A 25,555-nucleotide genomic window follows, 5' to 3' on the forward strand; every position below is an offset into this window, starting at 1 on the left:
TCATCCGATAAAGGCTCCCGGCAGGCCCATAAGCTCAGGGAAGGCTTCGAGCGGATGATCGCCTCGCACTTCGAGGCGCGGCAGACCGAAGATATTGTCGGAAAAGCCGGCCTTGTCATGCCGTGTCGTGAAGCCGACCCTGTAGCCGGCGATCGCCAGAATGCCCGGGGCCCGGAAGTCCGTCGCGCCATAGGGCAGCGCGATGGATGCCGCGGAGATGCCCAGCCGGCTCTGCAGCGCATTGCGCGACAGCACGGCTTCGCCGAGCAGAGCTTGGTTGTCCAGCGCACTTGCCGGTGTGTGGGATGCGAGATGGGAGCCGAAGCTGATGCCCTTTTGGTGCAGTTCCTGAATCTGCGACCACACCATCAGCGGTGCAGGCTCTCCATAGGCCGAGTCCCAGTCCGACCGGCCGCCGACTTTGTCGGTCACGACGAATACCTCGGCGCTGAAACCATTTTCGGCAAGGATCGGGAAGGCTTCCGTCAGGAAATCCAAATAGGCGTCGTCGAAGGTCAGCATGACCGGCCGGCCCTGGATCGGCTTGCCGCTGCGCAAAAGCTCCGCCAGGGTCTGTGCCGTCACGGTGTAATAACCCTGGCGCCGAAGGAACTGCATCTGTTTGCGGAAAATCTCCGGCGAGGTGCGGAAGCGCCGGAGTGCGGCGGGGCCATCCCTTGCGATCCGGTGATACATCAGGACGGGAACCGAGGTCGTGACCTCCGTCGTCCATGCCGCCTCTCGGTCGATGCCATCGGGCCCCCAGATGATGTGTTTTGCCACATCCGCATCCAATGGTATTCCATGCCCCTCGATGCGCAGGAGAGCGTCGGCAACCGGGCCTTTTCGGAACCGGTGGATGGCATAGAGTTCGGTCTCGATCGTCTCTTCCAGGGTCAGCCCAGGTTGCGCGGCCAGAACCTGCCGGATCGTCCCGACACCGAAAGGATTGCCCCAGTCGAAACCCGTCCGGGTGGGCTCGTCGCGGCGGATATGCGCATGGGCGGTGATGAGGTAGCCGTTCGGCTTCAGCGCCGCCGCCATCTTCCGGCAGGCAGCCGCGAGCATCTCCTCATCCTTCATGTAATACAGCACTTCGGAGCAGACGATGAGATCTTGCTCGGGCGGAAGATCCTGTCTGACGAAATCGAGAACGCGAAGCTCGATATTGCGATGGTCGCGGCACCGCTCCACCGCCCTGTCGATCGCTCGCTGGGAAATATCCGTCGCCGTCAGCCGGGCGACCTTTTGCGCCAGCTTTTCGGTGAAGATCCCCTCGGCGCAGGCGAGCTCCAGCGCCTTTTCGATCCCTTCCGGGATCAGGCTCAGCGTCTGGGCATATTTCACCTGCTCGTAGACCGAGACGTAGTTCCACGGATCCGGTCGTTCGAAGATATGCTCCCAGTATTCCTCCTCCGAGTGAACGGCAGGAGCTGCCTTTTCTTCCTCTGGGCGCGGCCCGGAGGGGTTTAGGGGGCGTGGCTCCGGGTCGCGCTGGAGGGTCCGCAGGCTGTCGGCGAGCCGCGCATCATTGTCATCGCTGTCGCTTGGCACAGAGGCAAGAAGCGCCTTGCGCCCAAGGCCCACCATCAGTCTTTCCAGGCGGCCGCGCCGCCGGCCGTGCCGGATGATGATCCCGCCGAAGGCTCGGTATCCGCGCAGCGCTTCCCTCGTCCAGGAACTGATATAGGCAAGCGTCGGCGGCGTCTGGAGATGCTCGCCTGCCTGCATCTCCTGCATGATCAGCCGGATCTGCGCCCGGATCGAAAGATCGCCCCAGAGCGGCCCGACAAAGGTGCCGACATGCTGCCCGCCTGAGAAAGCGTGCATGATGAGCGTATCGGCCTGCTCGGCCTTGGCGAGCCTGGAAAGCGCGCCTAGCTCGACACTGACCACCTGGACATTGCAAAGTGTGAAGGATCGCAGGAGATCCGCGGCGGATATTTCCCAGGCGGCGGCCTCAATGATCTTGCGGCCGGTGCCGGGGAAGGAATGACGCTGGATCAGCTGGGTGAGCAAAAGGAAAGTCGGCAACCATTGATCGAGCGCATCGACGAGATCGTCGGTGTCATTGGTGAACAATCCCGTCCGCAAGCCGTGCAGGATCACGCCGGCAAAAAAGCTTTCGTAGCCCGCCGCATCGGGCATATCGGGCAGCAGTGCGGTCAGGGCTGCTACATCCAAGCTCGGGTCGCGCTTGGCCGCGATGACCCAGGCGAGCATGCGCAGCTGGCTGATGGCGGGCGTGATCCAGCCTGTCTCCGGCCTCTCGGCCGACAAGCCCTGTTGCCTCAGCAGCGCTTGCGCCTTCGCCGTCACGCTAATGGCGTCACGCACCATCTTGACCGGATCGCCGGACAGCGAGCCCGCCTTCATGCGATAGAAAGCCAGGCACGTGTCGAGCCGACGAAATTCTGCGCCCGCAAAGGCCATGCGCATCCAGAGATCCCAGTCCTCGCCGGTCTGTAGGGTCTCATCCATGCCTCCCAGCCGCTCGAAAAGGCTTTTGGGAAAGACAACCGTATGGATGGCGAGCGCGCAGAAGGAGGAGAACTCGCGCTTGGCGACATCGCCCGCCAGGATGGGGGCTGCTTCCGCCCGCAGCAGCCGGCCGTCCGGGGCGACTCTGCGGTAGGCGCAATAGGCGATAACAGGCGTGGAGGCATCCTCTGCCACAGGCAGCATGCTTTCAATGAAGGTCGGATCCAGCCAGTCGTCGGCATCCAGCATGCAGAGCAGGGGCGCCGCCGCCAGGCGTGCGGCATGATTTCGCGCCGCGGCCGCACCGGCATTCGGCTGGCGGGCGAGCAGAATGCGGCTGTCTTTTCTTGCGATGGCCTCGATAACCTCCCAGGTCCGGTCGGTTGAGCCGTCATCGACGACGACGGCCTGCCAGTTCGAGCGCGTCTGTTGCTGCAGGCTGGCAAGACATTCGGCAAGCGTATCGTCTGCATTATAGGCAGGAATGAGGAATGAGATCTCAGGCGTCGCAGCGCTCACCATGCAGGCATCTTCCATCGCCGCAAAACATAGAAAGCGCCATTCACGCTGCCGAGCATCTCCTGCTTCAGGAAGAAGTCGTTCGATGTCGCGCCTTTGCGAAGTCGTTTGCGGAGCCTTCCGGCATAGTATTTCGGAAAGGAGATGAGGATGCGCCTGAGATTGCCGTTATGTCCGGTGTTCTGATACTGCACCAGCAGAGCTGCGACATGGCCGCTCATATATTGGTGGATCTGCTTGGCCAGCCCTTTCATGTCCTTGCGGTGAAAGTGCCAGGCCACAGCCGTCGGCTCGTAGCGGCAGACGTGGCCGTGATGGAGCAGCCGGTTCCAGTATTCGGAATCGCCCGAGCAGCCGGCCGCGCCCATGTCGAGACGGACATCGAACAGGCCGATCTCGTCGAAGACCTTGCGGCGGAAGGCCTGGCTTGCGCCGGCGCCGATCGTCCAGACCGGAGCGCCGTAACGCGTGTCCCTGGTATAGAAATCCTGATTGAAATCCTGCCTGAGATAACCTCGGCCGAAACTCCAATGCTTTTCGAAGATGAACTGTGCCGGCGTTGCCAGTTCTCCGGGAAGGACCAATCCCGTCACGCAGGCGATCTCAGGCAGATCGAAAGCCTTCATCAGGTTCTCCAGCCATCGCTGGTGGAGAACGACGTCGTCGTCGGTAAAGGCGACGAATTCGGTTCTCGCCGCCCGAACCGCCGCATTGCGGGCATAATCCAGCCCGACCCGGTCTTCACGGACATAGGTGGCGCCCGCTTCTTCCACGACGCGGCGCGTCGCATCGCCTGTTGAGGCATTGTCGACCACGATGATCTCGACGGGCTCAAGCGACTGTTCGGGGATGGAGGCCAGGCACCGGCGCAGTTCCTCGGGCCGGTCCTTGGTGCAGATCAGAATGCTGACGTCGCGGTTGCGCACAGGAGTTTGCGCGACGTGACGCGCATGCTCGAGCGTCTCGGGTCGCACGACACGCTCGGCGAGTGCCGCCGCCGTCTCGGGCCTTTCGATATAGGCTTGTCCAACGGGAAGACCATCCGACAGAAAGACCACGAGCCCATCGGAGACCAGGGGCGAAGCCGCATCGAGGTGAGAGGTGGCGAGATCAAGATAGTCGATCGGTACGGGAAAACTTATATCCTTCAGATCGGACGGAATGGGTTCTCGCATCATTACTCTCTCAATCGCACCGTGAACATACGCCAACTGCATTCAGGACGCGAGTCTCGAAAGCCATCATGGTTTATTCTGCCGCGTGCGCCTTCATTTGCTCCCTGAACCAATCGAGCGTCATCGCCACGCCCTGTTCGTAGGTGATTTTGCACGACCACTCGGGCATGACATAATGCGCGTTGGTCAAGTCCGGCCGTCTATTCGTGGGGTCCTGCGGCGGTGACGGCTCGAAGACGATCGGCACGCCGCCGACGAGTCTGGAGACATATTGCGCGACCTCGAGAACCGAAATCTCGCGATCGTTGCCGACGTTTAGAGGCCCCTTGTAGTCGGTTTGATTGATCCAGAAATAGCGCGCGAAACCGTCGACAATGTCGTCGACATAACCCCAGCTGCGTGACTGCAGGCCGTCGCCGAACACGGTAATCGGGCGGCCCGAAAGCGCCTGGGTGATGAAGTTGGAGACCGCGCGGCCATCGTCGAAGCGTGTCCGCGGACCGTAGATATTGAAGGGGCGGACGACTTTGACATCGAGCCCCTGCGTGCGCTGCATCTCGAACAGCAGCGACTCCGTGCACCTTTTGCTCTCGTCATAGGACGAGCGCGGACCGGTGCAGTCGACCTGACCCTTATAGGATTCCGGCTGCGGTGACACCAGAGGATCGCCATAGACTTCGGAAGAAGAGGTGAAACCGAAACGTCCGCCCTTCTTCAGCAAGTCGAGCAACCGGAATGCCCCGAGAAGATTGGCGGAGATCGTCCTCTTCGGCTCCTTCATGTACCACGGGGGCGATGCGGGGGATGCAAGGTGATAGATTTCGTCGAATTTATCCGAGGTCTGCAGCGTCTCGACGTCGGATTTCACGAAGTGGAAACGGGGGTCCCGGATGTGCGCGATATTTTCGAAAAGCCCGGTCCAGAGGTTGTCGACAACGACCAGCTTCTCGATATCCGTTCTAAGCAAAAGTCGATCACACAAGTGGGATCCGATGAAGCCAGCCCCGCCAGAAATCAATACGCTTTTCATTGCTTCGTGCCTCGTGACTTGAAATTAAGGTAGTTGTTTATTAGCATCACCTGTAATGCATGACAATTCTTTAGAAGAGTTCTAAGAATTACTCGCTTATTAATGTTAATTATTAGAAGTACCTACTTTAAAGTGTTGTTGCCAATGCCGTGCTCGATAATGAGCAGCCGGATACTTCACGACCTGCCCGCTCTCGACGATCCGTTCCATGAGACGGCCGCCGCCATTTGCGGTTCGATCGAAGGAATCGGCATGGCATCGAGAGCCTCTCCGACGAGTTCCGAATCGAGAGAGCCGAGGTTGCCTCATCGAAAAGCATATGGCTCGGTGGAAACGCGGCATCCCTGATGTGTGCTATGTTTTCGAAAGCTCCGGTGCAAAGATAGTTAACTACAACCGGTTTCTGGGTATCATCGTCCAAGTAGAACTCGTCATATAAATGCGATCCAATGAATCCGAACCCGTTTATCACATCATCTCGCTTCGTTACTTGATAATATATTATTGTTATTACAGTGATCGAAAGTTTAGTATGGGCACGAAGTCCGGGGGTGGATCGGACTTTGGTCTGAGTTTTCCCTGCGCGGAAACGGTCCTCATCTATGCACCTGCGGGTCTTTTCAGGCGCAGAGATAATGCGCTAAGGCATTGAATCAACCTCATTGTTCCCGAAAATCGTTTTCGATTTTTGGCGATGTATGAGCGCTGCCTGTCAGATGGGTTTTTAGGAGTCTCTAAAAAATACTAAAGCATGTCGGGCAAAGATGCGCAGCGGTTTTGCGCTAAAGGCGATGGTTGCATCACCGCCTGCCTGCACCGCTCATGACAAGCTTCTGGTGCCGGTGATGGCGCCTGGCCTCCGGCATCGGCTGAAAGGAACATCCCTACGTCCGTGCCGGCGGCGCAAAGACGCCGCCGGCAGCGTCTGCTTCGTTTAGGCCTCGATGATGTAGACGATCGTCAGTGCATTGGGATCGACGATAACGATCCGACCGTCCGCAAGGATGAAGAAGCGGTAGCCTTCATATTGCGGAACGATCTTCACGATGCGCGTCGGCAACCGTTCAAGCCGGACCTTCTTCGGGATCTTCGTTCCGACGGAGACGGTGAAATCGACTTCCTTCACCGGCGCGACATGCACCTCTTTCACCACCGTTTGAATTTCGGTCTGCTGCTCGACGGAGATGTTGACGTTGGTTTCGGACGTGCTCTTGTTCGTCGTCGTCGCGTTCTGCTCGGCCGGCTGCTTCGACGCATCACCGCTCTTGGTGGCGCTGCCGCTGTCCGTGCCTTCGGCCGGCTTGGCATTCTGCGTGCTGCTCTTCGAGGTGGCGGTGCCGCTGCCATCCGTGGTGCCGGACTTGCCGGCTGGCTTCTGTTCGGCCGTGCCACCGCCGCTGGCGTCTTGCGATCCGGACTTGGTTTCGGTCGAAGCCTTGCCGGATGCACTTCCGCTCTTCGCATTATCGTTTGCAGGCTGCTCGGCGTTCTTCTGCATGTCGGAACCCTGGCTGGATTTCTGCTGCGTCGACTGGCCCTTGCCTTGCGGGCAGGCTCCCGAAGCGTCGGGGGTGCAGTCGGTGCCCGTCTTGCTGGCGCCGGGTTGCGAACCGGCGTCCGTGCCCGTCTGAGAGCCGGATTGCGCCTCGCCGCTGCTCTTGGTGTCCTGCTGGGCTGTGGCCGGCAGTGTTGCAAGCGGCGATACGCCAAGTGACAGCGCCGCCAAGATCATGGTGAAATGGTTGCTTTTCATAATCAACTCCGAGGATTCGGGCACGCCATGCCGCCCGCATTCTCATGCGTCGTATCCGTACCCTGTTGGTTGGAAGGAGCGGCCGCAGCCGCCCGTCGGTCACTGGATGACCTGGGTGACCTTCCGGGAGGAAGGTTCGACGATCGCACGCTGATCGTTGACGATCGCGTATGCATATTTCGGATCGTCGCGAATTGGCGTCAACACGACGGTCTCCGGCAGAGGTTGCTCGACGACGACCTTCTCCTTCACGACGATGCGTTCGGCCGGAGCTGGAGCTTGCTGAACATAGGTCACCACCTTCTGCGGCGGCGGATCGATGACACTGCCTGCCACACCGCCGACGATGCCGCCGACGGCAGCACCGACCGGGCCGCCGACAATCGCGCCCGTTGCAGCACCGCCCGCCGCGCCTGTGACTGTCGATGACTGTGCAAAGGCAGATGTCGATGCCAACAGAACGCTGGCGGCAATTCCTACTGCTTTGATATTCATTCGTTTTCCTCCTTCGTGCGGTTGGTTCCGCTGGAGAGCAAACCTGAAAATGGAGGAAGTGTTCCTGGGGCCGGGACTTCATCCCGGGCTGGCCCGGACTATGGTCCTAGAGCCTCTAGCCCGGTCGGACAGTGCCCGTCACTGCGTCGGGAACCGGCTTAACATCCGATCCTGGACGTTCGCCGGGCCGACGATCATCGCTGCCAGCGAGGTGGCTTTTTCCCGGTCTTCAGGTTTTGTTATATAGCCTTCGAGCAGCACGACAGGGCCGAGCATCCTGATCTCTATGGAACTGCTGTCGAGATCCGGATCGGCGGAAAGAGCTGCTTCGATTGTTGCGATGGTCGATGCAGAACTATGGCCTTGCGGACAGCTCTCTTCATGGCTGTGGTTTTCGGGGCCGAACTTCATATACTCCTCCTGTTCCGCCCCCTCCACGGACCTTACGTTGCCTCAAGCCAATATATGAGCAGCGGGTCCTAAGGCCGCCAGTCCGACTTAGGTCCGGCTTTCCCTGGGCGCCTTCTGGGCTAGATTCTCCTCATCCTTGTTGAAAGGACATCAGGGAGGTTCGGTCGTTGTAGCTGAACTCCAGTCAGAACCTCCCTGGTGAAGCATCAGGTGCCGATCGGCGCTAGATAAAAGGCGGTTATCCATGCAAAAGATCGGCATAGTGGATTGGCGCAGGAGCGAAGACTTCGCGCCTGTGATGCTTGTCATCGGCGGCAAGCCCAGGCTGGTTCGATCTCTCCATGAGGTCGCCGACGCCCTTATTGCCGCCTGGCCGACAGACGACGGCAAGGAATATATTGCAGCCATAAAAACATGCCTGGATGCCATCCAGGGCAATATTCCGGCCACGGTAGCCCGCGCAGCACTCATTCACGCTGCGGAAGAAGCCGGAATTCGCGTCATCGCGGTCGTTCACTGAGATTTCTGTAGGCAGTTTTCTTATGCCGACGGCATGGAGAATCTGTATTCCCGACCTTGAGCCGGCGATAGCGACCGCTATTTCAAACCCTGCATCGAAGCTTTGAGCTTGATCGCCATGTTGATCTGACCGCGAACCGAGAGGAAACCGTCACGATTATTGCCGCGTTGCATATCGACGTTATTGGTCACTCCTGTGATTTTGCAATCCTCCGCGATCGTCTCCACGACAACCGAACAGTTCCTCGACGCAATGTCGTAGAGCGACTTCTGGGCCTTTTGCACCTGCTCGTCCAGCGGAGCGCTCTGATCAAAAGGTAGCGACAGCGAAATACTCGACTGAACGGAGACATAGCCCTCGGGCATCATCCCATTTCGGGGGAGAGCAGTTTGACCATACGCACCGGATGCGGCGAGGGTTAGGACGGCAACGGCGGCGCAAAAACGGATAGCGATCATCAAATCCTCCATGATCCGCTATCTCTATCCTGGGGCGATTAACTTCGGCTGAGATATTTACTTAAAATTGTGCTCGTTGCTGACATTGCGCGCGGCGTTATGCCGGTGATCGGCGTCGTCTAGCGCATCAAGCCTTGATGATTGCGGTCAGCCCTCCGGGGGCGACGCAAAGCGGCTGGCATCGAACAGGTCTGTGGCGGCGACCGGAGTGATGTCCTGACCTGAGGTCGCGGCATCGACCTCACGATGAACCGTGCGGGGGGAAACGCGAGGCGCGTTCAATTCCATCACCTCGCCGGGAGAATGCAGCGCCCATTTCATCAGCGCCGCCTCGGACGTCGATTGAAAGAAACTTGCTTCTTCCCAGGAAGCGGTCATCGGCAGGGAGGCGATCATATCAGCGCCCTGCTTGGAGGCCTGGTGTGCAACACGGAGAGGTTCGAAGCGCGCATAGCCCGGCAATGCAGGCGCAGGTCTCTCCGGAAGCACTTCAATTGGGCCGATCGATGCCGTCTCCAGTTTGTCATCCACATCAGCGTCGTGTTCGAGGGTGGCCGGCCGCATCGCCGGTATCGGAATCGGCAAAGATGAAACATCTGGAGCGGACTGTTTGTCATCCCGCTCGACCGCGCCGGTCTGCAGCGCCAGCGCATTCAATGCCCGGCTTCGGGGCGTGGGCAGAAGCGCCGTCACGAGGTTGTTATCTCCAGTGTCGCCGATCGGCCTGGTCGATGCGCCCACCTCTTCGTCTTCGCCAGCGGTGCTGGCGATCTGGATCGCGGCGGGGCCGCCGCGCTTCTTGTAGTTCGCAACCGCCTGATTGTATCCAGGCAGCGGCCGGCCATCGGCAGGGAGATGCATCGTCTGCCCGTTCGGGAATAGTCGGGCGAGTTCCTGCCGGGACATGCGGGGCCAGGCCCTGACATTGCCGACGTCGAGATGCACGAAGGGCGATCCCGAGGTCGGATAATATCCGACACCGCCGCCCTGCATCTGCATGGCCAGCGCCCGCAGCGTCGAAAGCTTCACGCCGGGAACGTAGAAATCCATCGCCTTGCCCAGCATATGCTGGCTCTTCTTGGCGACGCCCGTGCTGCGCGAGCGGTTGCGGAGCATGTTGTTGGTGGTGGGCGAACGATAGGCGGAGACGATATGGATATAGTCCTTGCCGCCGCTGCGCTTATACACCTCCCAGACCAGGTCGAGCAGCCGCGGATCCATCCGGGTCGGCTCGTTCCTTCGCCAGTCGCGCAGAAACCGATTGATCTGGGCAAGGCCTTTGGGATCGAACTTTCCGTCGCGCTTATAGGTGATCGTGGCCCTCTCGCCGGTATGGGTAAAGAACAGCTTCAGGGCCCGGTCTTCGGCCGAGGCAAAGGATGCCGAGCCGACAAGCGCCGGCAGCGCAAACAGAGCCGGCAGAATGGTCTTCGCGACCAACCGTTCCGCACGCGACAGCAGCGTGGCAATTCCGCCCAAGCCTGCGCCCGATAATCCTCGCACTGGATACTTCAACACGAACAATCCCGCCTACACCAAACACGCGACGATGTGCGGGAACCTCCGCATCCATCACGCCCAGTAAAGCCAGCTTATGGTCAACAAATCGCTAACAAGCGTAACCGGTGCTCCGCTCCTACACTGTCCTCGCCGCCCCAATCCGCCTTTCTATGGACGAGCAACGGGAGTTTTCTCCATAGCAGGCGCGATCTCTCACCCAACCGGATTATTGAAATCACCGGTCCGGTCTATATTTGAGCAGGTTTCGGCGACCCCATGAGAAATAGTCGTCGATTGGGCTCGATCTTCGCGACGAACGCTCTTTTAAAGATCATGCCCGAAGCAAGCGGATGTGGCTGGTGTAAAGGAACCCTCATGGCTGGAGCAGCCTTGATCGGTCCGAGGCTCCATGTCATCGGATGATGTTGAAAGTAACGGCATGCGCAAAACAATGGCAGTCGGCCTCGCCGCCTTGATCGCCATGTACTTTCTCGGCGGCATGAGCGCGAGACATGAGACCTTTCCTTGGCCACAACTTTCCGCGATGAGGAAAATGGTTGGCGGAGAGAAGGCGACTGCTCCAAGCCGTTATACGTTCGACGACAAGGAACGACTCATCGGGGATGAATCAAAAACGCTTGTGACCTGCCCGGCTCAAACTGACCGAACGGCTGTCTTACTCATTCTTGGCCAATCGAACGCGGCCAACGACAGTGGACAACGGTACAAGTCAAATTATGGCGCTCGCGTTATAAACGCCTTTGACAAACGGTGCTTCATCGCCGCGTCGCCACTTCTTGGATCGACCGATACCAAGGGAGAGTATTGGACGCTTCTTGGCAACAATTTGATCGCATCGGGACAAAATGACAGCGTCATCCTCGCACCTCTCGCATATTCCGGATCTGAGGTCGCGCGATGGGCGAGAGGCGGTGACCTCAATCCTGTGCTGGTCGATACAACGAGACAGCTTCGGGATTCCGGTTATCGGATAACGAGCGTCCTTTGGATGCAAGGAGAGGCGGACCTCGTTATCGGCACCACTGCGGAGGCCTACCAGGAACATTTCATGTCGATGGTTGACACATTGCGTCAGCACGGCGTCGAAGCACCGGTTTACATTTCGATCGCATCGAAATGCCTCGAACCGAGCAACGGCGGCTTCAAGGAGCATATTCCGGACAACGCGATAGTACGGGCGCAACTGGCCCTATCAAGAAGCGGCCCCGGTATCCGAGAGGGCGTCAATTCCGACGCGTTGCTCGATGGAGAAGACCGCTACGACGATTGCCATATCGGGGGCACAGGCGCGGAGAAACTGTCGCGGGCCTGGCTGAACCTTCTGCGCGGCGATGGCCGACTGGAAACCTCGCGATAATCTTCCCAGAACCGGTTTTCGCGCCTTAGCGAGCTTCAGCTTCAGGCTCTGAAAGCTGAACAAACTCTATGTCCTCAGAAGTTTGGACTATTCTCATGGCCCTCCAACTCAGGGCACCCCCTGATGTTGCCGAAACCGATCGTTCGCCGGTCGCCGGATTCATCCAGACCTCTGAGCACGATGATATTCTCATCCTGCTGTATAATCTCGCTACGATAGATACCGGCCCGAATCGCCCGGTTTTTCGCTTGGCTTATATTGCATTGCCCGGGCGGCGGAGTGACATGCCAGTATCTCGTACCTTGCCCATCCGAATGCCATCCGCCGGAAGCAGCGAATCCCGACAGACTGGATAGCAGTATGCCAGATGCCAATATCACGCTGCCTAAAACCAGTTTCATGTCATCTCCGTAAGCCGCGGCAGGGCTTGTCTTCGTTCTGCTTGTTCTGTTTTTCAACGGACAACCGGGATTCCCATGGCGTCACCGCCACATTAAGTGGCTCGCGCTAACACTGTGCTAACGCCGGTTTCGGCGGCAATTTGCGGATGTTGGCGCGGGTTGCGCCGTCATTGCTCGCCGAGGATCAAAAAGGAGCCCCGCCGAAACGCGGCTATTTGTGGAAAGGACGGACCGCACAGGAAGGAAGGGAAGCGGACAACCCCAGTTATGGGGCGCCTGTGCGATCCTTGTGCTCTAACAGTAGATAGCCGGAAAAGTTCCTTAAGGTTCCTGACCAATGAATGGCTCCTAACCGGCAGGAGAGGGCAGATCGCGCAGATTGCGAGGGATGCGCTGCTGGAGACAGGAGACTCCTCTGCGCGATCCGCTCCGAGCCAGGTAACACTTTTGTATGACAATAGTTCCGGTGCAATTCTGCACGGTAATAGTCCTGTCGACGTCAAGAGACCTGCTAATGCCAAAAAAGACCCCGCTTCTGAGCGGGGCTAAGGTTGAGGTGGGCCGAACAGCTAAGTGTCGTGTGGCTGTTGTATAACAAATCTCCGCACGGCCCGAAGGTTCTACGATCAACGGAGCAAATTGTTCCGTGCCGACAGATTTTTTTAATCAGTCACACCATTCGTTCCGCGGCTTCGGGCTCCACGTCCTGGCGAAGCCATCCTTTAGCAGCTTCTTGTCGACTTCAGGCCGCGCTCGGCCAGCAGTCTTTCAGCCAAAGGTCGCTTCCCGCAGAGGCATCGGGCGTTCGGCTTCCGGGCGTGGATCACCCGATCCAAACCCGGATATGCGCTCTAACTCCCCGCCCTCAGCAATGCCGCCGTCCGCCTTAGCCAGTCGGCGGGATCGTGGCGGTGATAGACCTGTTCCGACGGCTCGATGTTGTCCAGGAACCGCCGATAGATCACGGCCTGCCTGGCCGCGGCAATGGGCGCGAGGAGGCCGGCCGCACGAGCGGGCTCGCAGCCGGGCAGCCGGGCCAGCCATGCGCGAGCCCAGTGCTCCTTGATCGTCTCCACGTACTCGGACGCGACGCGGTCGAGAAATGCCGGCTGGTCTAGCATCGGGTGGCCGATCCCGCTGTCGCCCCAATCAAGTAGAGTAAGGGTTCGTTCTGTTCCGCGAAAATTGCCGGGATGAAGATCGCCGTGGACCAGCGTATCAGGCAATCCGCAGGACTCGAGCGCGGCAAAGCGGTCGGCGAGACCGCTGACGAAACGCTGGAGCAGCGTAAGCTCGTTCCGAGGCAACTCTTCGCTTGCACGCTCCGTCACATCGCCGATCGCAGCGATCAAAGCCGGACCGCCCCAGTCCGGCAGTCCCATGGAGCGCAATTGATCAACGCGGCCGGTCCACGATGACTGCAGTTCAACTAGCAGGGTCACCATCTCGAGCAGTCGCGGCAACGGCGCCTCGTACATGTCCTCGCCCGCGATTTCTGCGAGCAGCATGCGTCCGCCGTCGTGGCCAAGCAGTTCCGGAACGGGACGGCCGGCCAATGCTGTGATGACGTGCGGCTCGTGCGCGAAGAATGGCGGCACGACTTTTAGCCATACAGTTTGGTGGGCGACAGGAATGCGCCAGATGCTGGATAGATTCCAGCTTCGGATCTGGACAGGCATCCCGGCGGGCGCCAAGCCATGCCCGGCTAGTATGCGCGCGGCCCAAGCGAGATCGGCGGCAGGCCCGCCGGGCTCAGCGTAGCTTTGGCGCAGCGGGTGGGGCTCGAGTCGCCCTGCCCAGACCTCGGTCGGAACGGGCTGTGCGACCTCGGCCAGATACGTGACCTCCCCACCGTGCGGTCGGTCGCGAACTGCCTCCAGCAGCCGCAGGATCGTGACATCGATCCCATAGTATTCGCGGACGGCTAGGACTACCGACTGCGCATCCTGCCACCAAGGAAGATCAACCGGGACCAGTGCCAGTCGGCCGATCACGGCACCCTCTGGCGTAACGAGCACCAGGCGGGCGACACGCGGCGGCGGCTCCGATTGCTTTTCGCCGTCCATGGTTCCCCTCGCGACTCCCCAAACACAAAAGCGGGATGATGTTGGCGCAATCTGACCGTAGTGACAACGAATCCTTGTTACGACTCGTTCTGGTGTCTAGCTTTTCGATGCTCGCGCATTCGCAGTTCGCTGCCGCAACGTTGTCTCCGAGCACGCTCTCCCTGAAATGACGAGGATCCGACATGCTTGCTGAACGTCATACGACACCGGAATCCAACCCCGTCGACGCAATGGCCCGGGCATGCATCAGCAAGGGCTATACGCGCGGTTGGCTGCCCGGCGCTGAATTCGAGGGGTGATGACGATAACTGCGGAGACGAGCAGCATCCCGGGGTTCGTCGCAGAACTTGTGCGGCGAATGAAGTTGACCGCCGACCGCGGGCGAAATCGAGAGCTTGTTGCCTCGTGCGATGATCACGGTACGCGATCTGCGCCAGCAAGCTGGCATCCCTCGAAGTGGTACCGAACACGATGCAATCGTCCGGCTGGATATCGTGGCGAAAGGCATCGTCACATTTTCCCAAGCGAATATTTCGGCAACCCGTCGCGAAGCGGCAGATTTGGTCCGGACTCTCTGGATAATTGTCGACAGCGGGACCGTAGTGACCTTGAAGCCGTCGCGGTAAAGCAACAGCGATCGTCCTCCCGTGTGATTTAGGCTAGTAGCCTCCCCGGGGGCATGGGGGCGCCCTTGCGATTGATCGTTATCCGAAGAGAGCACGGCGAAGATGCCGTTGACGCGAGACCGGACGTCGAGCGCTACCCTATTGCCCGCCCAGTTTCCAACTGTTCCCAGACGGACAGGCTACGCCGTTGAAGCGCGTCATGCCGTCGAGCGATTGCCGACTGGTTACAAAACCGCGACATCCGTCCGGCCCATCGTTACTGGCATCGATCTGTTCGATAACGCCCGCGCTGCCCGTCGATGGGTTGGCCCAAGCAAGCGCAGTCGCACCGACGGCACCGCGACCGACTGCATCTGCGATCACCGCTTGATCGGTCAAAGGCGTCTGGTGCTGGATTGCTGACTGGGCGAGGGGAGTCTCAAGCGGCTCGATATGAGAGCACGCCGCCAAGGCTGCGATGCTCATTGCCGAGATGAAGTGCTTTGGAGTCATCGCTCGGATAAAGCGCTTTGCCTGTTGTGTTTCAAGTTACGAATAGTTCACATTCTGGCGAGGTCTGAAGAAAACGAGGTCGCGTTTCAACCGTTCGCTACGATTACCGTGATGACCAAGTCTCCGTTGCTCGCCCAAGCGACACCCAGTAGTCTCGCCGTCTCATCGACATATCGACAGTGACACGCATCGATTCCATGGCAATTCTCTTCAAAACAACAATCAGCGAAAACACCGCATTCGAGATGATCGAACGGTCACTGTCAGGCGTTTACCAATATGACGGTTATCTCAATGTCGTTAGCGATGCGGGCGAGACGGCATTGTCGTGGGGTCCGGCAATGCATGCCGAAGAGTTCAAGGCAGAAGTCAGCCAAAGCCTGCGACAGACTTGGGATGCTGCCCGCTTCTGGGTCATTTATGAGCGCCGCGAAGACCGGAAGGATCCAGAAGGGACTGACATCCGTAACGCGGCTTTCCGCCTGACGCGCGGATACAGCGGCGTTATCGTTGTTACGCTCAGCCTCCTCGGGAAGCGTGACAGCGCCAACGACCTGGAACTCGTCTTCGTCTGCTTCGAGCAGGATTTTCACAGGAGGAATTTTCGCGTGCGCTACGAGGGTAAGCCGATACCAAACCCGGACTGATGTTGCGCGAGGACGTGGTGTTCACGCGCGCGACCCGTTCTACGTTCGATTTGAAGACGAGGGCAAGGCACGAGAACTGGCGACCATCGCTTCGCTCATCGAGACCGGCAAACCCCATGCCGTCGATCCGCAGACCTATCTCACCGCCACACTCACTGCCATAGATAAGCTATTGCCGTGGAAGGAAATCACAGACTTCGACTTTGATGACGGCCCGCTTAAGATGCGTTGGAACTGGCAGCACCATCGCACGCAGGATGCTCCGACAGAGTACCTATGCCCATGATCACTCGGGAGGTTGGCCGCCCGCGAACCGTCGGTGCCGAGGGTTAAGGGGGATTCCCGAAAACGAGTTTGAAAAGGGTGCTCCGGATCAGGGGCAGACACCCTTTTCGTGCTGAGTTTTGCAGTCTCAGCGGAACGGAAATTAGCAGAGAGATTGCTGTCTACCATCGGACCGAAGTCCGACTCACTCGCAATAATTCGTCGATGTCAGCAGCGGAGGTGACACCATCAGTCAATGCGTCCCTTGATGCGTCTGCCTATATGACCGCCACGCTCACTGCTGCCGTCAACGGCCACAAGCAGAGCCGAATCGTGGAGCTCCTACCGTAGAATTATCCGGTGGAGTAACGCATATCAAAACCGCAGTCGCGGTCGATCCGAAGCGGACGTTGTATCTACGTTCACCGAAGTTGCACTACTAGATCACCAATGGACGTGGCAGGCACGTGTTGCTCCGTTTTTCCGTTACGCACGCTGAAGTGAGCCAGACGCGGATGGTTCGGCGATGCTGCAAAGTGGGCGTTTCCGAATCCTGTCTGGAGCGAACTCCGGCAGGCATTCCAGGAGGGAAGGGATGATGCAGATCGCCCAACCCGGAATGTACAATGTCCCGTATTCACCGCCGCGGATAGGCGTTCATGACAAGGCAATCTTTGAGTTGCGTAGTGCCTCTACGTCAGGGTTGTGGCGGACGCTTCGAGGATCAACGTGCTTACAAAAATCAGGCGCAGGAAGGATTGCGCAGGGCCTACATCCATGCTCTCGCATCCGAGGCGCGCGTGCCCGCCTGTTGAAGTGGAGGGTGAGCTGTCTTCTCGTCGGCCATCGACCCTCAAACAGGTGAAAACGGTAAGGGGGCGTAGTAGATCCGCGTAGGTTTGCACCTAAGAATGGTTCGCATCTTTAAAAATGAAGTATTTTCAATATTTTAGCGTTGTAGGTTTTGACTGATTTCGCTAACTTATCGTGTGTTCGCGGTAGGTATGCGCCTAAGTGTTCGCGATAGCTGTGAGCCTAGCAGCGCGGAAGCAAAAAAAAGCCCGCGCAAGCGGGCTTCGAGCGATGACGGTAGGGCGGATACTGCTAGCTGCGAGGTCTGAAGACTTCGATCGGAGCATCTATGATTTCGGATTTCCGATAGAAGCGGGTTCCTTTCGTGCCATCATAGATCGGCATGATCTCAACATCGGCAAGCTTATCGGCGACGGTTTGCGGGCTCGTTTCAAAGAACTCCGCCACCTCGCCAAGCCGCATGTGCTCGGCCATGAATGCATCCATCGAGGCGATCGTGACTACCGTCTGGCGTCGACCGTTGACCTGGTTGTTTACGGCAGTGGTTTCCAGGTATCCTCGCTTGATCAGGCACGGCATCGTCTCAGGTTTCACGCGCATATACCCGCACCCCTCGCGCTGGGTCATGACGGGTACGCCCACGACTTCACTCAAGCTCTTCCGGGTCTTCACGAAGAAGTCGATGCCCTTTCGGGCGTCGATCCGCAGGGCATCAATCCGCCCCCAGCCACCGGCAGCAGCCTCAGCTCCCTCAAACTCACCACTGATGATCGCTGATAGCATGTCTTCCGTGTTGCAGCCGGCAAGACGGCACACGGTCGTGATTGATTTAAGGGCGCTCACTCGCGGGGTCATAGTGACATTCGCGAACAGGCGCTTTTGGAACGCTTCAAGATCCTCACGGAGGATACGGGAGTACACGCGGATTCCATTTCGATTTTCGACACGCGGAAGCAATCCCTTGTCTAGGATCCTCGCCATCACTTCCTCGGTAACGCCAAGCATCTCCCTGGCCTCTCTGCTGTTCAGGGTGCGGCTCGCGGTCGTCAGGATCTCATGAGCCTTCGCTGCATCGAAGTAGATGCGCGCGTAGGGAAGTTCCGTCTCGTCGATCAACTTTGCGTCACGGAGGAGCTGGACCACACGATCCTCGAAGAGACCGTATTCGACGCTAGCCGACTTCACCGTGTGAAGGTATCTGTGACGGATTTTGAGAAAGCATGGTTCTCCGACCGCGTACGCTAGGGTTCGCTCGGCCACATCCTGGAAGAGCTCCACGATCTCGGCCATGTCCGCCCGCTCGACATTGCGCCGAACCCATGCGCCGAGTGATCCCAGCACCAGCTTGATCTGCGCCTTGTGCCGCTCGGCTTCAAGGATCCGGGTGGCGACCTCCCGGATACGTTGCTCTCCCTGGCGCGCAACGTAATACCCGATCTCTCTGGCGGGAGCAGCGCGCAAGTGACGCGGGACCTCGGCAAGCGCGTATTTGTGGCGCTTAACGAAGCTACCGAAGTATGTGCAGAGATCGATCGTCAAATGGGTTTCAAAGCGATCGAGATATGGTTCGTTCGACTGCCCATTAATGCGGTCTGCAACATACAGGTCGAGACCCATGTGAGGCTGCCCAACTTCCTCTGCCGCCTGCAGCTCGATGATCTTCCTGTGGTGCATCGCAAATCGGCAGAAACTGTCGCCCACTTCGGGCGCGTCGGCAACCTCCACCAACGGCCTCTGGTGGAGCGTACAACTGCGGATCGAGCGGGTTGCCCATGTGGCCCGCACATATGGACGTGCGACAGGCCGGCCGCGCCCGCTTTCCCAGTCAGCCACGACACACTTTGGGCAATACCGGAAGCGATTGCCCTCGCGAGCTTCTCGTTTGAAAACAGCCGCTCCCATTGACCAATGGAGCTTCCGCGGCCGTGGTGCGCTGAACCGGCTCAAGCAGTCTGGATCCTCTCCGGACCAGTATGCCAGACGGGAAACAGGTTCGGATTCCCCTCGCTCCAGTGCCTTCTGCTCGATGGCGGTCATCGTGAAAAACATGCGGTTCGTGGGAAAGCCGTTTGCCGCGCTGAGACGGTCGGCGTAACTCCCGGGAATTTCGTCGGAGTGAAATGCGACAGGAACAGGCAACGTCATTGAGTTATTCCTCCTCCATGGCCCCGAGCGATTTCCTGGGCTCGATGTCGCGGAAATTCGGGGCGATGAAGATGTTGTCTTGTCGAGAGCACCCACTCGATGCCTCGTACTGCTGCCCGAAGTGGGAGATGGTGAGCACGGCCTTCCCGCGCGCACGAGCGCGAAAGCTTGCTTCCTGGGTAGTCTCGATCATCGTGCCCCAGGCGCCCTTGGTTGCATGGCAAAGTCGCTCCAGGAATTCACCATCTTTCAGCTCAGATGCGAGATCGAGACCGCAGCCTTCGACCGCTACTGCCCGGATTACCCTTTCGATCCATTCGGCATCTTCGGAGAAGTTCATCCGATGGAAGGGGATGACCTTCGTTCGTCGTCCAACCTGATCATCATCGCGCAATCGCTCGATGCGGGGCATCCCGCTGCAGATGACATGAAGTGGCCAGTCCTCCGTATCGAGCAACTGCTTGAGGAGATCCTGCGCGGCCTCGAACGCCGCGGTCGTGTTGGACCGAACGGTATGCTGGAGTTCATCCAGATAAATGATCTTGATCTGCCGCTGCTTGATCTGGTCCAGAAAAAACCTTGTCAGCTCTCCCTCGTTCTTGCCTTCAAAGGGAAGCTTCATGGCTTTTAGGAGCTCAACGATGATGTCGCGCGTCAGGGATTTTTTCGGCAGCTTGGCGCCGATGACGGGCTGGATAAGTTCGCCGTATTCATCAACCCTCGGCTGGAGTTCCGGAACCTTCGAAAGCGCGTGCCTGAATCCGGTCGTCTTGCCGGTGCCGGCCGGCCCAGTGATGAAGTAGCCGCGACGGGGCGAGGCAGCCCCGGCCTCGAAGTCCGAGATGTTCTCCAGGATGTAGGCTAACGCGTCATCGATATCCTGGTCGAGTGGGTTCTCGATATGGGTTTTGCGGACGCGCACCCGCAGGTCGCGCAGGAGATTGTTGCTGGCAGCAATCATGGTCATCAGTCGTCCCATTTGTTGCGGTTGAATTTCGAATTCTTTTCGGCCGGCATCGGCGCGGGCTCGAGATGCGCGGGCCGCGTCCGGGCAACCGTTCCGCCACGCATGTCGTCCGGCGGCGGCAGCACAGGCACATCCGGCTTAATGGGTGCGCCGGAAACAGGAGGGACAGCGAAGTTGCGGTAGAGCATGCGACGCTGCTTCTCGAGCTTTGCGGCCGTAGGAGCGATCGGATCGAGACCGGCGCGCAGTGTCGCGGCCTTGCCGTTCTCGCGGTTCTTGAGGATGTAGTCCCGGATGGCGACGTAGTTCTCGGCAGTCTCGGCGCGGTTCTGCGCGAGGTCTTCCTTGCGGGCCTCCGCCCACTCGCGCTCGGTCATGTCCGCCGGAAGGTCGATCTTGTTCTCCACCTCCACCCAGCCGCCGTCGTTGCCCTTTACGAGGATACTGTTGAGGTAGCTCAGGTCCGAGATGATCTCGAACGGCTTCTGCCCACGTTCCATGTGCTGCTCGACGAGCCAATCGCTGTTGTACGGGATTCCGTACTTCACGATCCCGTAGTTGCCGATCGTGGCCGTGTCCGGCTTGCCGAAGGCCCTGATCAATTCCTCCCGGTGTGGCGGGCGCATCCAGCCGTAGCCTTCCATTGCCTCCACCAGCACATTGTGAGGACTACGTCCCCCGAGGGAGCTGTGTTCCTTGATGTTGTAGTAGTCGCAGATGCCGTGAATGATGATTTCGGCGAACTCCTCCGCCGCCAGCGAGGCGTGAAGCTTCGGATCGTAATCTCCCTTCTCGGCGATGCTGCGGAAGGTGCGTCCATGGTAGAACTGCGTGAACATCGGCCCGATCGTATGAAACAGGCTCTCGATGTGGGGGCGCTTTTTCGGGTTTCCCGTTTCCGGCCGCGTCGGTTCGACGCCAAGCGCGCGGAAGGCGTCGACCGTCTCCTCGGCGAGGAAAGCGGAGCCGTGGTCCATGTAGGCTGTGCCGTGCGGCTTGACCTTCCCGAGCCATGGGATCTGAGCGCCAAGATAATCGGAAATGTGCGTCTTGTCGGTCATGACCAGCCGCAGCGTGTCCAGTGCCGCCTGCGCATTGGGGGACGGCGCCACCTTGGCGGCCAAGACATAGCGGGTGGCGACATCGACGACCACGACAACCCAAAGCCTGATTTTCTTCAGGATCTTGAGTTGCTCTTCGGTGGCCGTGGAAAGCATCCCGGCTGACGCCCAGATCGTCATCAGGTCAGTCTTGACCTCGTCGATTTCGATCCGCTGTCCGAGCAGGGTCTCATCGTGCATTCTGAGGTTCGGCGCAAAGTGCTTGCGGGCGGCTTCTGGACCCTCGCGCTGCGCCATCACGTCGAAAGCCGCGAAGGATTCGATGATCTCGTAGAATTTCGTCTTCCCGAACGTGTGGAACTGAAGCTTGCCCGCGGCCTTGCGGGCCTCATTTTCCTTGTGCACAGCAGCCTTGTAGCCCTCGTAGACGTCGGTCTTCCGAGGCTTGAGTGGCGACATGAAGTTCCGCGCTTCGAGTACCGCAAAGTCGAGGGACTCCGCGGTGAACGTCAGGGTCTTTCGTCCGGGGCCGGTGTGTCTTGGGAGGATGGCGAGGATGTTGCGATTATATTTCACCCACTCCTTGTAGAGGCGGTTGAACGTCGAAACGCTGGGAGCACTGATCCCCTTCAGCGTGTCTGAACGAACTGGCCCGAGCAGCTTTCTCCAGTGAGGGTCGATCCAGGACTGAAAGTCCTGGCTTGAACGGCTGACGTGGCCGGAAAGTAAGCACTCTTCATCGTATTTCTTGAACAGGCGCTCGCGAAGCCGGGCGATGCGCTGCACCTTTTCCTCAAACTCGTTGAACTTCCGTCCGCTGAAAAGAAGCTCGAGGAATTGTAGCTCGCGCGTGTTGCCTCCATATTCAATCCGCGCTGTTTCCGCGTCGACGCGCTCGTTGATGTCCGAGTGCGTCAGGAAGATCGTCCGGTCAGGATGCTCTTCAAGATAGAATTCATAGCCGTCGAGGCGACGCCCTGCAGGCACAAAGGCCTCGGTTCCGATGCGAAGAATATCCTCGCTGCCAAGCATGGGCACGGGATGTCGCAAGACCTTGGGAAGAGGGTAGTAGTCCAAGAGAGAATCCTGACAAACGGGATGGAATAAATGAGTCGTGGGACGCGCCTCAGCGATCGCCTACGGGGGCGGGTATTCCGCCCGGAGGGTTCCGTTGGCCAATCCCTCGGTGATCTGCTCGTTGGTCAGGAAGAGAGCCCGTGAGGGCTGCTCCTGGTGCTGGAGGCGGATGCCACTGGGAGACATCGCGAGGAGGTAGTACCGCTCCTTTTCGAACGTAAACTGTTGGTCAGGATGGAACGCCATCGCAGGTTTCGTCCGGCTCATGAGTATCTCCTCCCTCAGCCGCAGAGACCGGTAGCGCCGCCAGCAGGCGCGTGACCGAGCCAGGTAAGTTCCGTGATCTTCTCGCCCGTGATCGAGAACAGAAAACCGGTGTCAATCAGCCGCCAGATCGCGACGCGCCGCCGTTCGACCGACGGGCAATTCTTCAGCAGGGAGCCGAACCGGAACCAGCCGTGGAGGGTGCCGACAACGCCCATCAGCTCGTCGACGTCGTCCTCATCGTGGTATTCGCGCGACCACCGGATCATGTGCGCGTTCTCCGCGGCTTCGATGGTGCCATACAGTTCCGTGCGCAGCACGATGTCATCTACCTGCTGCGAGGACGAGTGCGCCTCGATGCGCTTGATCAAGGCCTCCATCTCCTCGCGCTTATGCTCATGCTTGATGATGATCGCCTGCCGTGACCCGTCGTCGTAGATGACGAACAGGTCTGCCGTGTGCTGGCGCAGTTTTCCGTCGTCGTCGAGGTATTGAAAGACGGGGAACTGCGAGTGCAGTGCGGCGACGTCGTTGCGGACCTGGAGCCGGAGTGACACTCGATGTTCGAGTTCGCTTTCATGGTAGACGATGACGTCGCGATGGTACGTCCAGCCGCGTGCCGTCTTCATGTTCTTCAGCGGCGGAACTCGGGTCGCCAGGCCGTGCGTCCGGTCGTGGATGACGCGGCGGAGCCCCGGCGCCAGCGAAGGACGGTTCTCGGGGGCGAGGACAAGACGCCCCTCGGGAAGGCGCACGGTGCTGCGGAGCGCAGGATCCTGCATTCCGGTCACACGCTGTTCGCGGCTGCGGCGGCGACGATCCAGGAAGCCGAGACCTGCGCGGCGTCGTGCGATCTTGCGTGCGACTGAACGTGAATGGATGACTGACATGGCATTTCCTTTCATGCATGGCGACGGCTGCGGTCGCGTTGAGCTGTATCGATGGAGGTTTTCGCCGGGGCCGAGGTCCCGGCGGTTTTCGTCAGGGCGTTTCACCTTCCGGTTTGGAGAGGTCGACAGTGACGAGTGCGGGCGCCAGACTCCGGATGCTGGTTCGCTGTCCCTTGGAAAGCGATTTCCAGAGACCAGCAGCGCGGAGCGCTCGAGGCATGTCCCATCGAACCTGCTCCAATCCGTCTGGCAGGACTTGAAGCAGGCTGGATTCGATCAGGCCCGGTCGCGAGGTCTTCAGGGAAAGGGCCGAGCGGCCATTCGCGCGTGACGCGATGTGCTTTTTCATGGGATCACCACTCCCGCAGGATGTTCGCGGAGCCTGTAATCTCGCGCATCACATCGTCTGCCGTGCTGCCTCGGAGACGAAGCGCGGAGGGCCGTTGCGGTCCGCCGACATTGTCATGAGGCAGCACGAACTTGCGACGGCTGAGACGGACAGCATTGCGGAATTCGGTGAAGCTGCAGTGGCGCAACCCAAGGCGCTGGCACTCGTCCTTCATCGCAAGATAGCGGGACGAGAGCTCCTCGAAGCGATTTGCACGAATGCAGCGACGCGCGAACGTCCGGTGGAGGCAGGCCTCTTCCGAGCTGTAGGGGCGCTGCGCCGTGGGGCTCTGATGGGTCGGAACGGAACTGGTGGTCTTCATGGCAGGCTCCTTTGGGTGAGTTCGGGACGTGCGGAGCCACTCCCCGATGCGATCGGGGTTGCGGCAGTCTTAGAACGGGGTTCGTCCGGCGGGGTCGACGCGGGTTGAGTGCTACGACGTTGGAAGTTGGAAGCTGTTAGGGAAGCGTCTGGCCTTCGAAGCCCTCCGGCGAAATGTCACCTGCGCCGAGCGTCTCCAGGAAGAGGCTGTAGGGCACAAGCTTCAGCTTCGGCGCGGCGATCGAAGTGAGTTGCGCGTTCATGTTTTCGACTGCCTCTGCCATGACGCTCCAGACCTGCCACTCCTCGCCGGGGAAGTCTTCGGCGGTGCGAACTGCCTCATCGAGTATCGCGAATTCGAGCTCGATATATTCCTTGGGGCGGCCCGCCTCGGAGACGTCAATCGACGGCGAACACTTGGTGGGGAGCGCAGCCTGGCTCAGCAGGAAGGCGAGTTTCTTGAGGTTCATGATGGCAGTCCTTTTCTTCGGTGTCGAGTTAGATGCAGGTCGATTGGTCGGTGAAGCGCTCCGCACCTTTCAGGATCTGGAAGCGGGTGAGGCCGCTCCCGTAGCGCATGTGGTCGACGACGACGCTTGGCAGGCTGAGCACGAGATGGCGGAACATCGACGCGGAAGGTCGCCGGGACATGAGGCCGCTGCGGCGTTCGTCCTCGTCGAGCATCGCGCATAGAGTTTGATAGAGTTTGCGGATGCTCGGACGCGTGGGATGCGCATAGGCAAGCGCCACGGCGCGAAAAAGCGCCAACTCGTTGTCAGAGAACTCGCTGCGATTGGGTTGGGACAACCAGATGCTGATCTTGACGCTCATGAATTCCGGCATCAGGTTGCCTGAATTTGGGCACGGCTTTTCGTTCTGCGGCATGGCGCAGTTCCTTTCTTTGGTGGGGATGTGGCAGAAGGGGAGGAGTGGACCTACCTGGGGCGGGCCGAAGCGATATCGCTTTCGTTCGTCGACCAGGCATACGCGCAAGGGGATGCTATGCCCTTAGCGGGAAGCACGCATGGGAGCTGATCCCTGGCCACTTTCGAGGCGCGGGGCTGCAGATGCGTCCGGGGCGAAGGGGCATCGAGAACGTTCGGCACTGGCAGCGGCATCGGTCATCTCCAATTCACTTCCGCTCGTATAAAGGGCATACGAAAACGGGTCAGCATCGATGTTCGAGCGGATTCTTGCGGAAGGTTTTTTGCAGATTAGCGCTTGCTAACGGATGGAGTATCCGGGGACGATGCCGCGCAAAAATCGCCGCAGCCGCAGGATGGTTCCTGTGGAGACGAAGCTTAGAGTATTCGAATAATGAGAACTCTTAAGTTAAGCATCGCGGCTTCCAATACTGATGCGGACGTACCTGCAATTTAGCTAGCTTCATGATCGCTATTTGTCTAATTATTT

23 protein-coding genes and 1 pseudogene are annotated in these 25,555 nt (G+C 59.2%); 4 read left to right on the forward strand and 20 right to left on the reverse strand.

What is annotated here, in order from left to right:
- The 6 genes from ACMUVN_RS26270 to ACMUVN_RS26295 all read right to left on the reverse strand — a co-directional run bounded on the left by ACMUVN_RS26270 (position 1) and on the right by ACMUVN_RS26295 (position 7,864).
- Positions 1-3,003 carry a glycosyltransferase gene (locus ACMUVN_RS26270; RefSeq protein WP_414815646.1) on the reverse strand — a complete coding sequence of 1,001 codons (3,003 nt, stop codon included), beginning with the start codon at positions 3,001-3,003 and terminating at the stop codon, positions 1-3.
- On the reverse strand, positions 2,997-4,217 hold the full coding sequence (locus ACMUVN_RS26275) for a glycosyltransferase family 2 protein (protein ID WP_047611501.1): 1,221 nt from the start codon (positions 4,215-4,217) through the stop codon (positions 2,997-2,999). Before ACMUVN_RS26275 ends, ACMUVN_RS26270 begins: the two co-directional genes overlap by 7 nt.
- A 31-nt stretch (positions 4,218-4,248) precedes the next feature.
- Positions 4,249-5,205 (reverse strand): NAD-dependent epimerase/dehydratase family protein, encoded by a 957-nt coding sequence (locus tag ACMUVN_RS26280; RefSeq protein WP_047611499.1) that lies wholly within the window; start codon positions 5,203-5,205, stop codon positions 4,249-4,251.
- A 934-nt stretch (positions 5,206-6,139) separates the two neighbouring features.
- Entirely contained in the window at positions 6,140-6,958 is an 819-nt protein-coding gene (locus ACMUVN_RS26285; protein WP_414815647.1) for a DUF1236 domain-containing protein, read from the reverse strand.
- 99 nt (positions 6,959-7,057) lie between these two features.
- A complete protein-coding gene (locus ACMUVN_RS26290) occupies positions 7,058-7,453 on the reverse strand; it encodes a DUF1236 domain-containing protein (RefSeq protein WP_414815648.1) in 396 nt (131 codons plus the stop codon).
- Between the two features lie 138 nt (positions 7,454-7,591).
- Positions 7,592-7,864: a BON domain-containing protein gene (locus ACMUVN_RS26295; protein ID WP_047611806.1), complete on the reverse strand. Its 273-nt coding sequence runs from the start codon at positions 7,862-7,864 to the stop codon at positions 7,592-7,594.
- 244 nt (positions 7,865-8,108) lie between these two features.
- On the opposite strand from ACMUVN_RS26295, the gene ACMUVN_RS26300 reads away from it, so the two are divergent.
- The gene (locus ACMUVN_RS26300) at positions 8,109-8,384 is read left to right on the forward strand and encodes a DUF982 domain-containing protein (RefSeq protein WP_047611492.1); all 276 of its coding nucleotides are present in this window, start codon (positions 8,109-8,111) and stop codon (positions 8,382-8,384) included.
- 77 nt (positions 8,385-8,461) lie between these two features.
- Here the strand turns inward: ACMUVN_RS26300 and ACMUVN_RS26305 are convergent, their stop codons facing one another.
- Positions 8,462-8,842, reverse strand: coding sequence for a hypothetical protein (locus tag ACMUVN_RS26305; RefSeq protein WP_097542033.1), 381 nt, complete (start codon positions 8,840-8,842; stop codon positions 8,462-8,464).
- Between the two features lie 147 nt (positions 8,843-8,989).
- On the reverse strand, positions 8,990-10,366 hold the full coding sequence (locus ACMUVN_RS26310; RefSeq protein WP_414815649.1) for a DUF882 domain-containing protein: 1,377 nt from the start codon (positions 10,364-10,366) through the stop codon (positions 8,990-8,992).
- 415 nt (positions 10,367-10,781) lie between these two features.
- On the opposite strand from ACMUVN_RS26310, the gene ACMUVN_RS26315 reads away from it, so the two are divergent.
- Positions 10,782-11,720, forward strand: coding sequence for a sialate O-acetylesterase (locus ACMUVN_RS26315; RefSeq protein WP_414815661.1), 939 nt, complete (start codon positions 10,782-10,784; stop codon positions 11,718-11,720).
- Between the two features lie 74 nt (positions 11,721-11,794).
- On the opposite strand, the gene ACMUVN_RS26320 is transcribed toward ACMUVN_RS26315, so the two are convergent.
- The 3 genes from ACMUVN_RS26320 to ACMUVN_RS26330 form a co-directional block, all read right to left on the reverse strand.
- Positions 11,795-12,121: a hypothetical protein gene (locus tag ACMUVN_RS26320; protein WP_047614374.1), complete on the reverse strand. Its 327-nt coding sequence runs from the start codon at positions 12,119-12,121 to the stop codon at positions 11,795-11,797.
- 851 nt (positions 12,122-12,972) lie between these two features.
- On the reverse strand, positions 12,973-14,187 hold the full coding sequence (locus ACMUVN_RS26325) for a phosphotransferase family protein (protein WP_414815650.1): 1,215 nt from the start codon (positions 14,185-14,187) through the stop codon (positions 12,973-12,975).
- A 764-nt stretch (positions 14,188-14,951) separates the two neighbouring features.
- Positions 14,952-15,305 carry an RT0821/Lpp0805 family surface protein gene (locus tag ACMUVN_RS26330; RefSeq protein ID WP_414815651.1) on the reverse strand — a complete coding sequence of 118 codons (354 nt, stop codon included), beginning with the start codon at positions 15,303-15,305 and terminating at the stop codon, positions 14,952-14,954.
- A gap of 197 nt (positions 15,306-15,502) precedes the next feature.
- On the opposite strand from ACMUVN_RS26330, the gene ACMUVN_RS26335 reads away from it, so the two are divergent.
- Together ACMUVN_RS26335 and ACMUVN_RS26340 are read left to right on the forward strand one after the other, a co-directional pair.
- Positions 15,503-15,952, forward strand: a complete 450-nt coding sequence (locus ACMUVN_RS26335; protein ID WP_047614370.1) for a hypothetical protein — start codon at positions 15,503-15,505, stop codon at positions 15,950-15,952.
- Positions 15,953-16,019: 67 nt separating this feature from the next.
- Positions 16,020-16,133 (forward strand): annotated as a pseudogene (locus ACMUVN_RS26340) (transposase domain-containing protein); the annotation flags it as partial.
- A 1,187-nt stretch (positions 16,134-17,320) separates the two neighbouring features.
- Here ACMUVN_RS26340 and ACMUVN_RS26345 read toward each other — a convergent pair.
- The 9 genes from ACMUVN_RS26345 to ACMUVN_RS26385 all read right to left on the reverse strand — a co-directional run bounded on the left by ACMUVN_RS26345 (position 17,321) and on the right by ACMUVN_RS26385 (position 25,027).
- Positions 17,321-19,174, reverse strand: a complete 1,854-nt coding sequence (locus ACMUVN_RS26345) for a TniQ family protein (RefSeq protein ID WP_128408354.1) — start codon at positions 19,172-19,174, stop codon at positions 17,321-17,323.
- A gap of 4 nt (positions 19,175-19,178) precedes the next feature.
- Complete coding sequence (locus ACMUVN_RS26350) at positions 19,179-20,141, reverse strand: ATP-binding protein (protein WP_164903061.1); 963 nt, start codon at positions 20,139-20,141, stop codon at positions 19,179-19,181.
- A complete protein-coding gene (locus ACMUVN_RS26355; protein ID WP_128408356.1) occupies positions 20,141-22,279 on the reverse strand; it encodes a DDE-type integrase/transposase/recombinase in 2,139 nt (712 codons plus the stop codon). The genes ACMUVN_RS26350 and ACMUVN_RS26355 overlap by 1 nt, the downstream gene beginning before the upstream one ends.
- Before the next feature lie 60 nt (positions 22,280-22,339).
- Positions 22,340-22,546: a hypothetical protein gene (locus tag ACMUVN_RS26360; protein ID WP_128408357.1), complete on the reverse strand. Its 207-nt coding sequence runs from the start codon at positions 22,544-22,546 to the stop codon at positions 22,340-22,342.
- 14 nt (positions 22,547-22,560) lie between these two features.
- A complete protein-coding gene (locus ACMUVN_RS26365) occupies positions 22,561-23,433 on the reverse strand; it encodes a hypothetical protein (RefSeq protein WP_128409351.1) in 873 nt (290 codons plus the stop codon).
- 91 nt (positions 23,434-23,524) lie between these two features.
- Positions 23,525-23,782 carry a hypothetical protein gene (locus ACMUVN_RS26370; protein WP_414815652.1) on the reverse strand — a complete coding sequence of 86 codons (258 nt, stop codon included), beginning with the start codon at positions 23,780-23,782 and terminating at the stop codon, positions 23,525-23,527.
- A gap of 4 nt (positions 23,783-23,786) precedes the next feature.
- On the reverse strand, positions 23,787-24,143 hold the full coding sequence (locus ACMUVN_RS26375; RefSeq protein WP_128409353.1) for a hypothetical protein: 357 nt from the start codon (positions 24,141-24,143) through the stop codon (positions 23,787-23,789).
- A gap of 136 nt (positions 24,144-24,279) precedes the next feature.
- On the reverse strand, positions 24,280-24,612 hold the full coding sequence (locus ACMUVN_RS26380) for a hypothetical protein (protein ID WP_128408358.1): 333 nt from the start codon (positions 24,610-24,612) through the stop codon (positions 24,280-24,282).
- Positions 24,613-24,640: 28 nt separating this feature from the next.
- Positions 24,641-25,027: a hypothetical protein gene (locus tag ACMUVN_RS26385; protein WP_414815653.1), complete on the reverse strand. Its 387-nt coding sequence runs from the start codon at positions 25,025-25,027 to the stop codon at positions 24,641-24,643.
- Positions 25,028-25,555: the final 528 nt, after the last annotated feature.

The sequence above is a fragment of the Rhizobium sp. IY2 genome (assembly GCF_047532935.1).
Taxonomy (GTDB): Bacteria; Pseudomonadota; Alphaproteobacteria; order Rhizobiales; family Rhizobiaceae; genus Rhizobium; species Rhizobium anhuiense.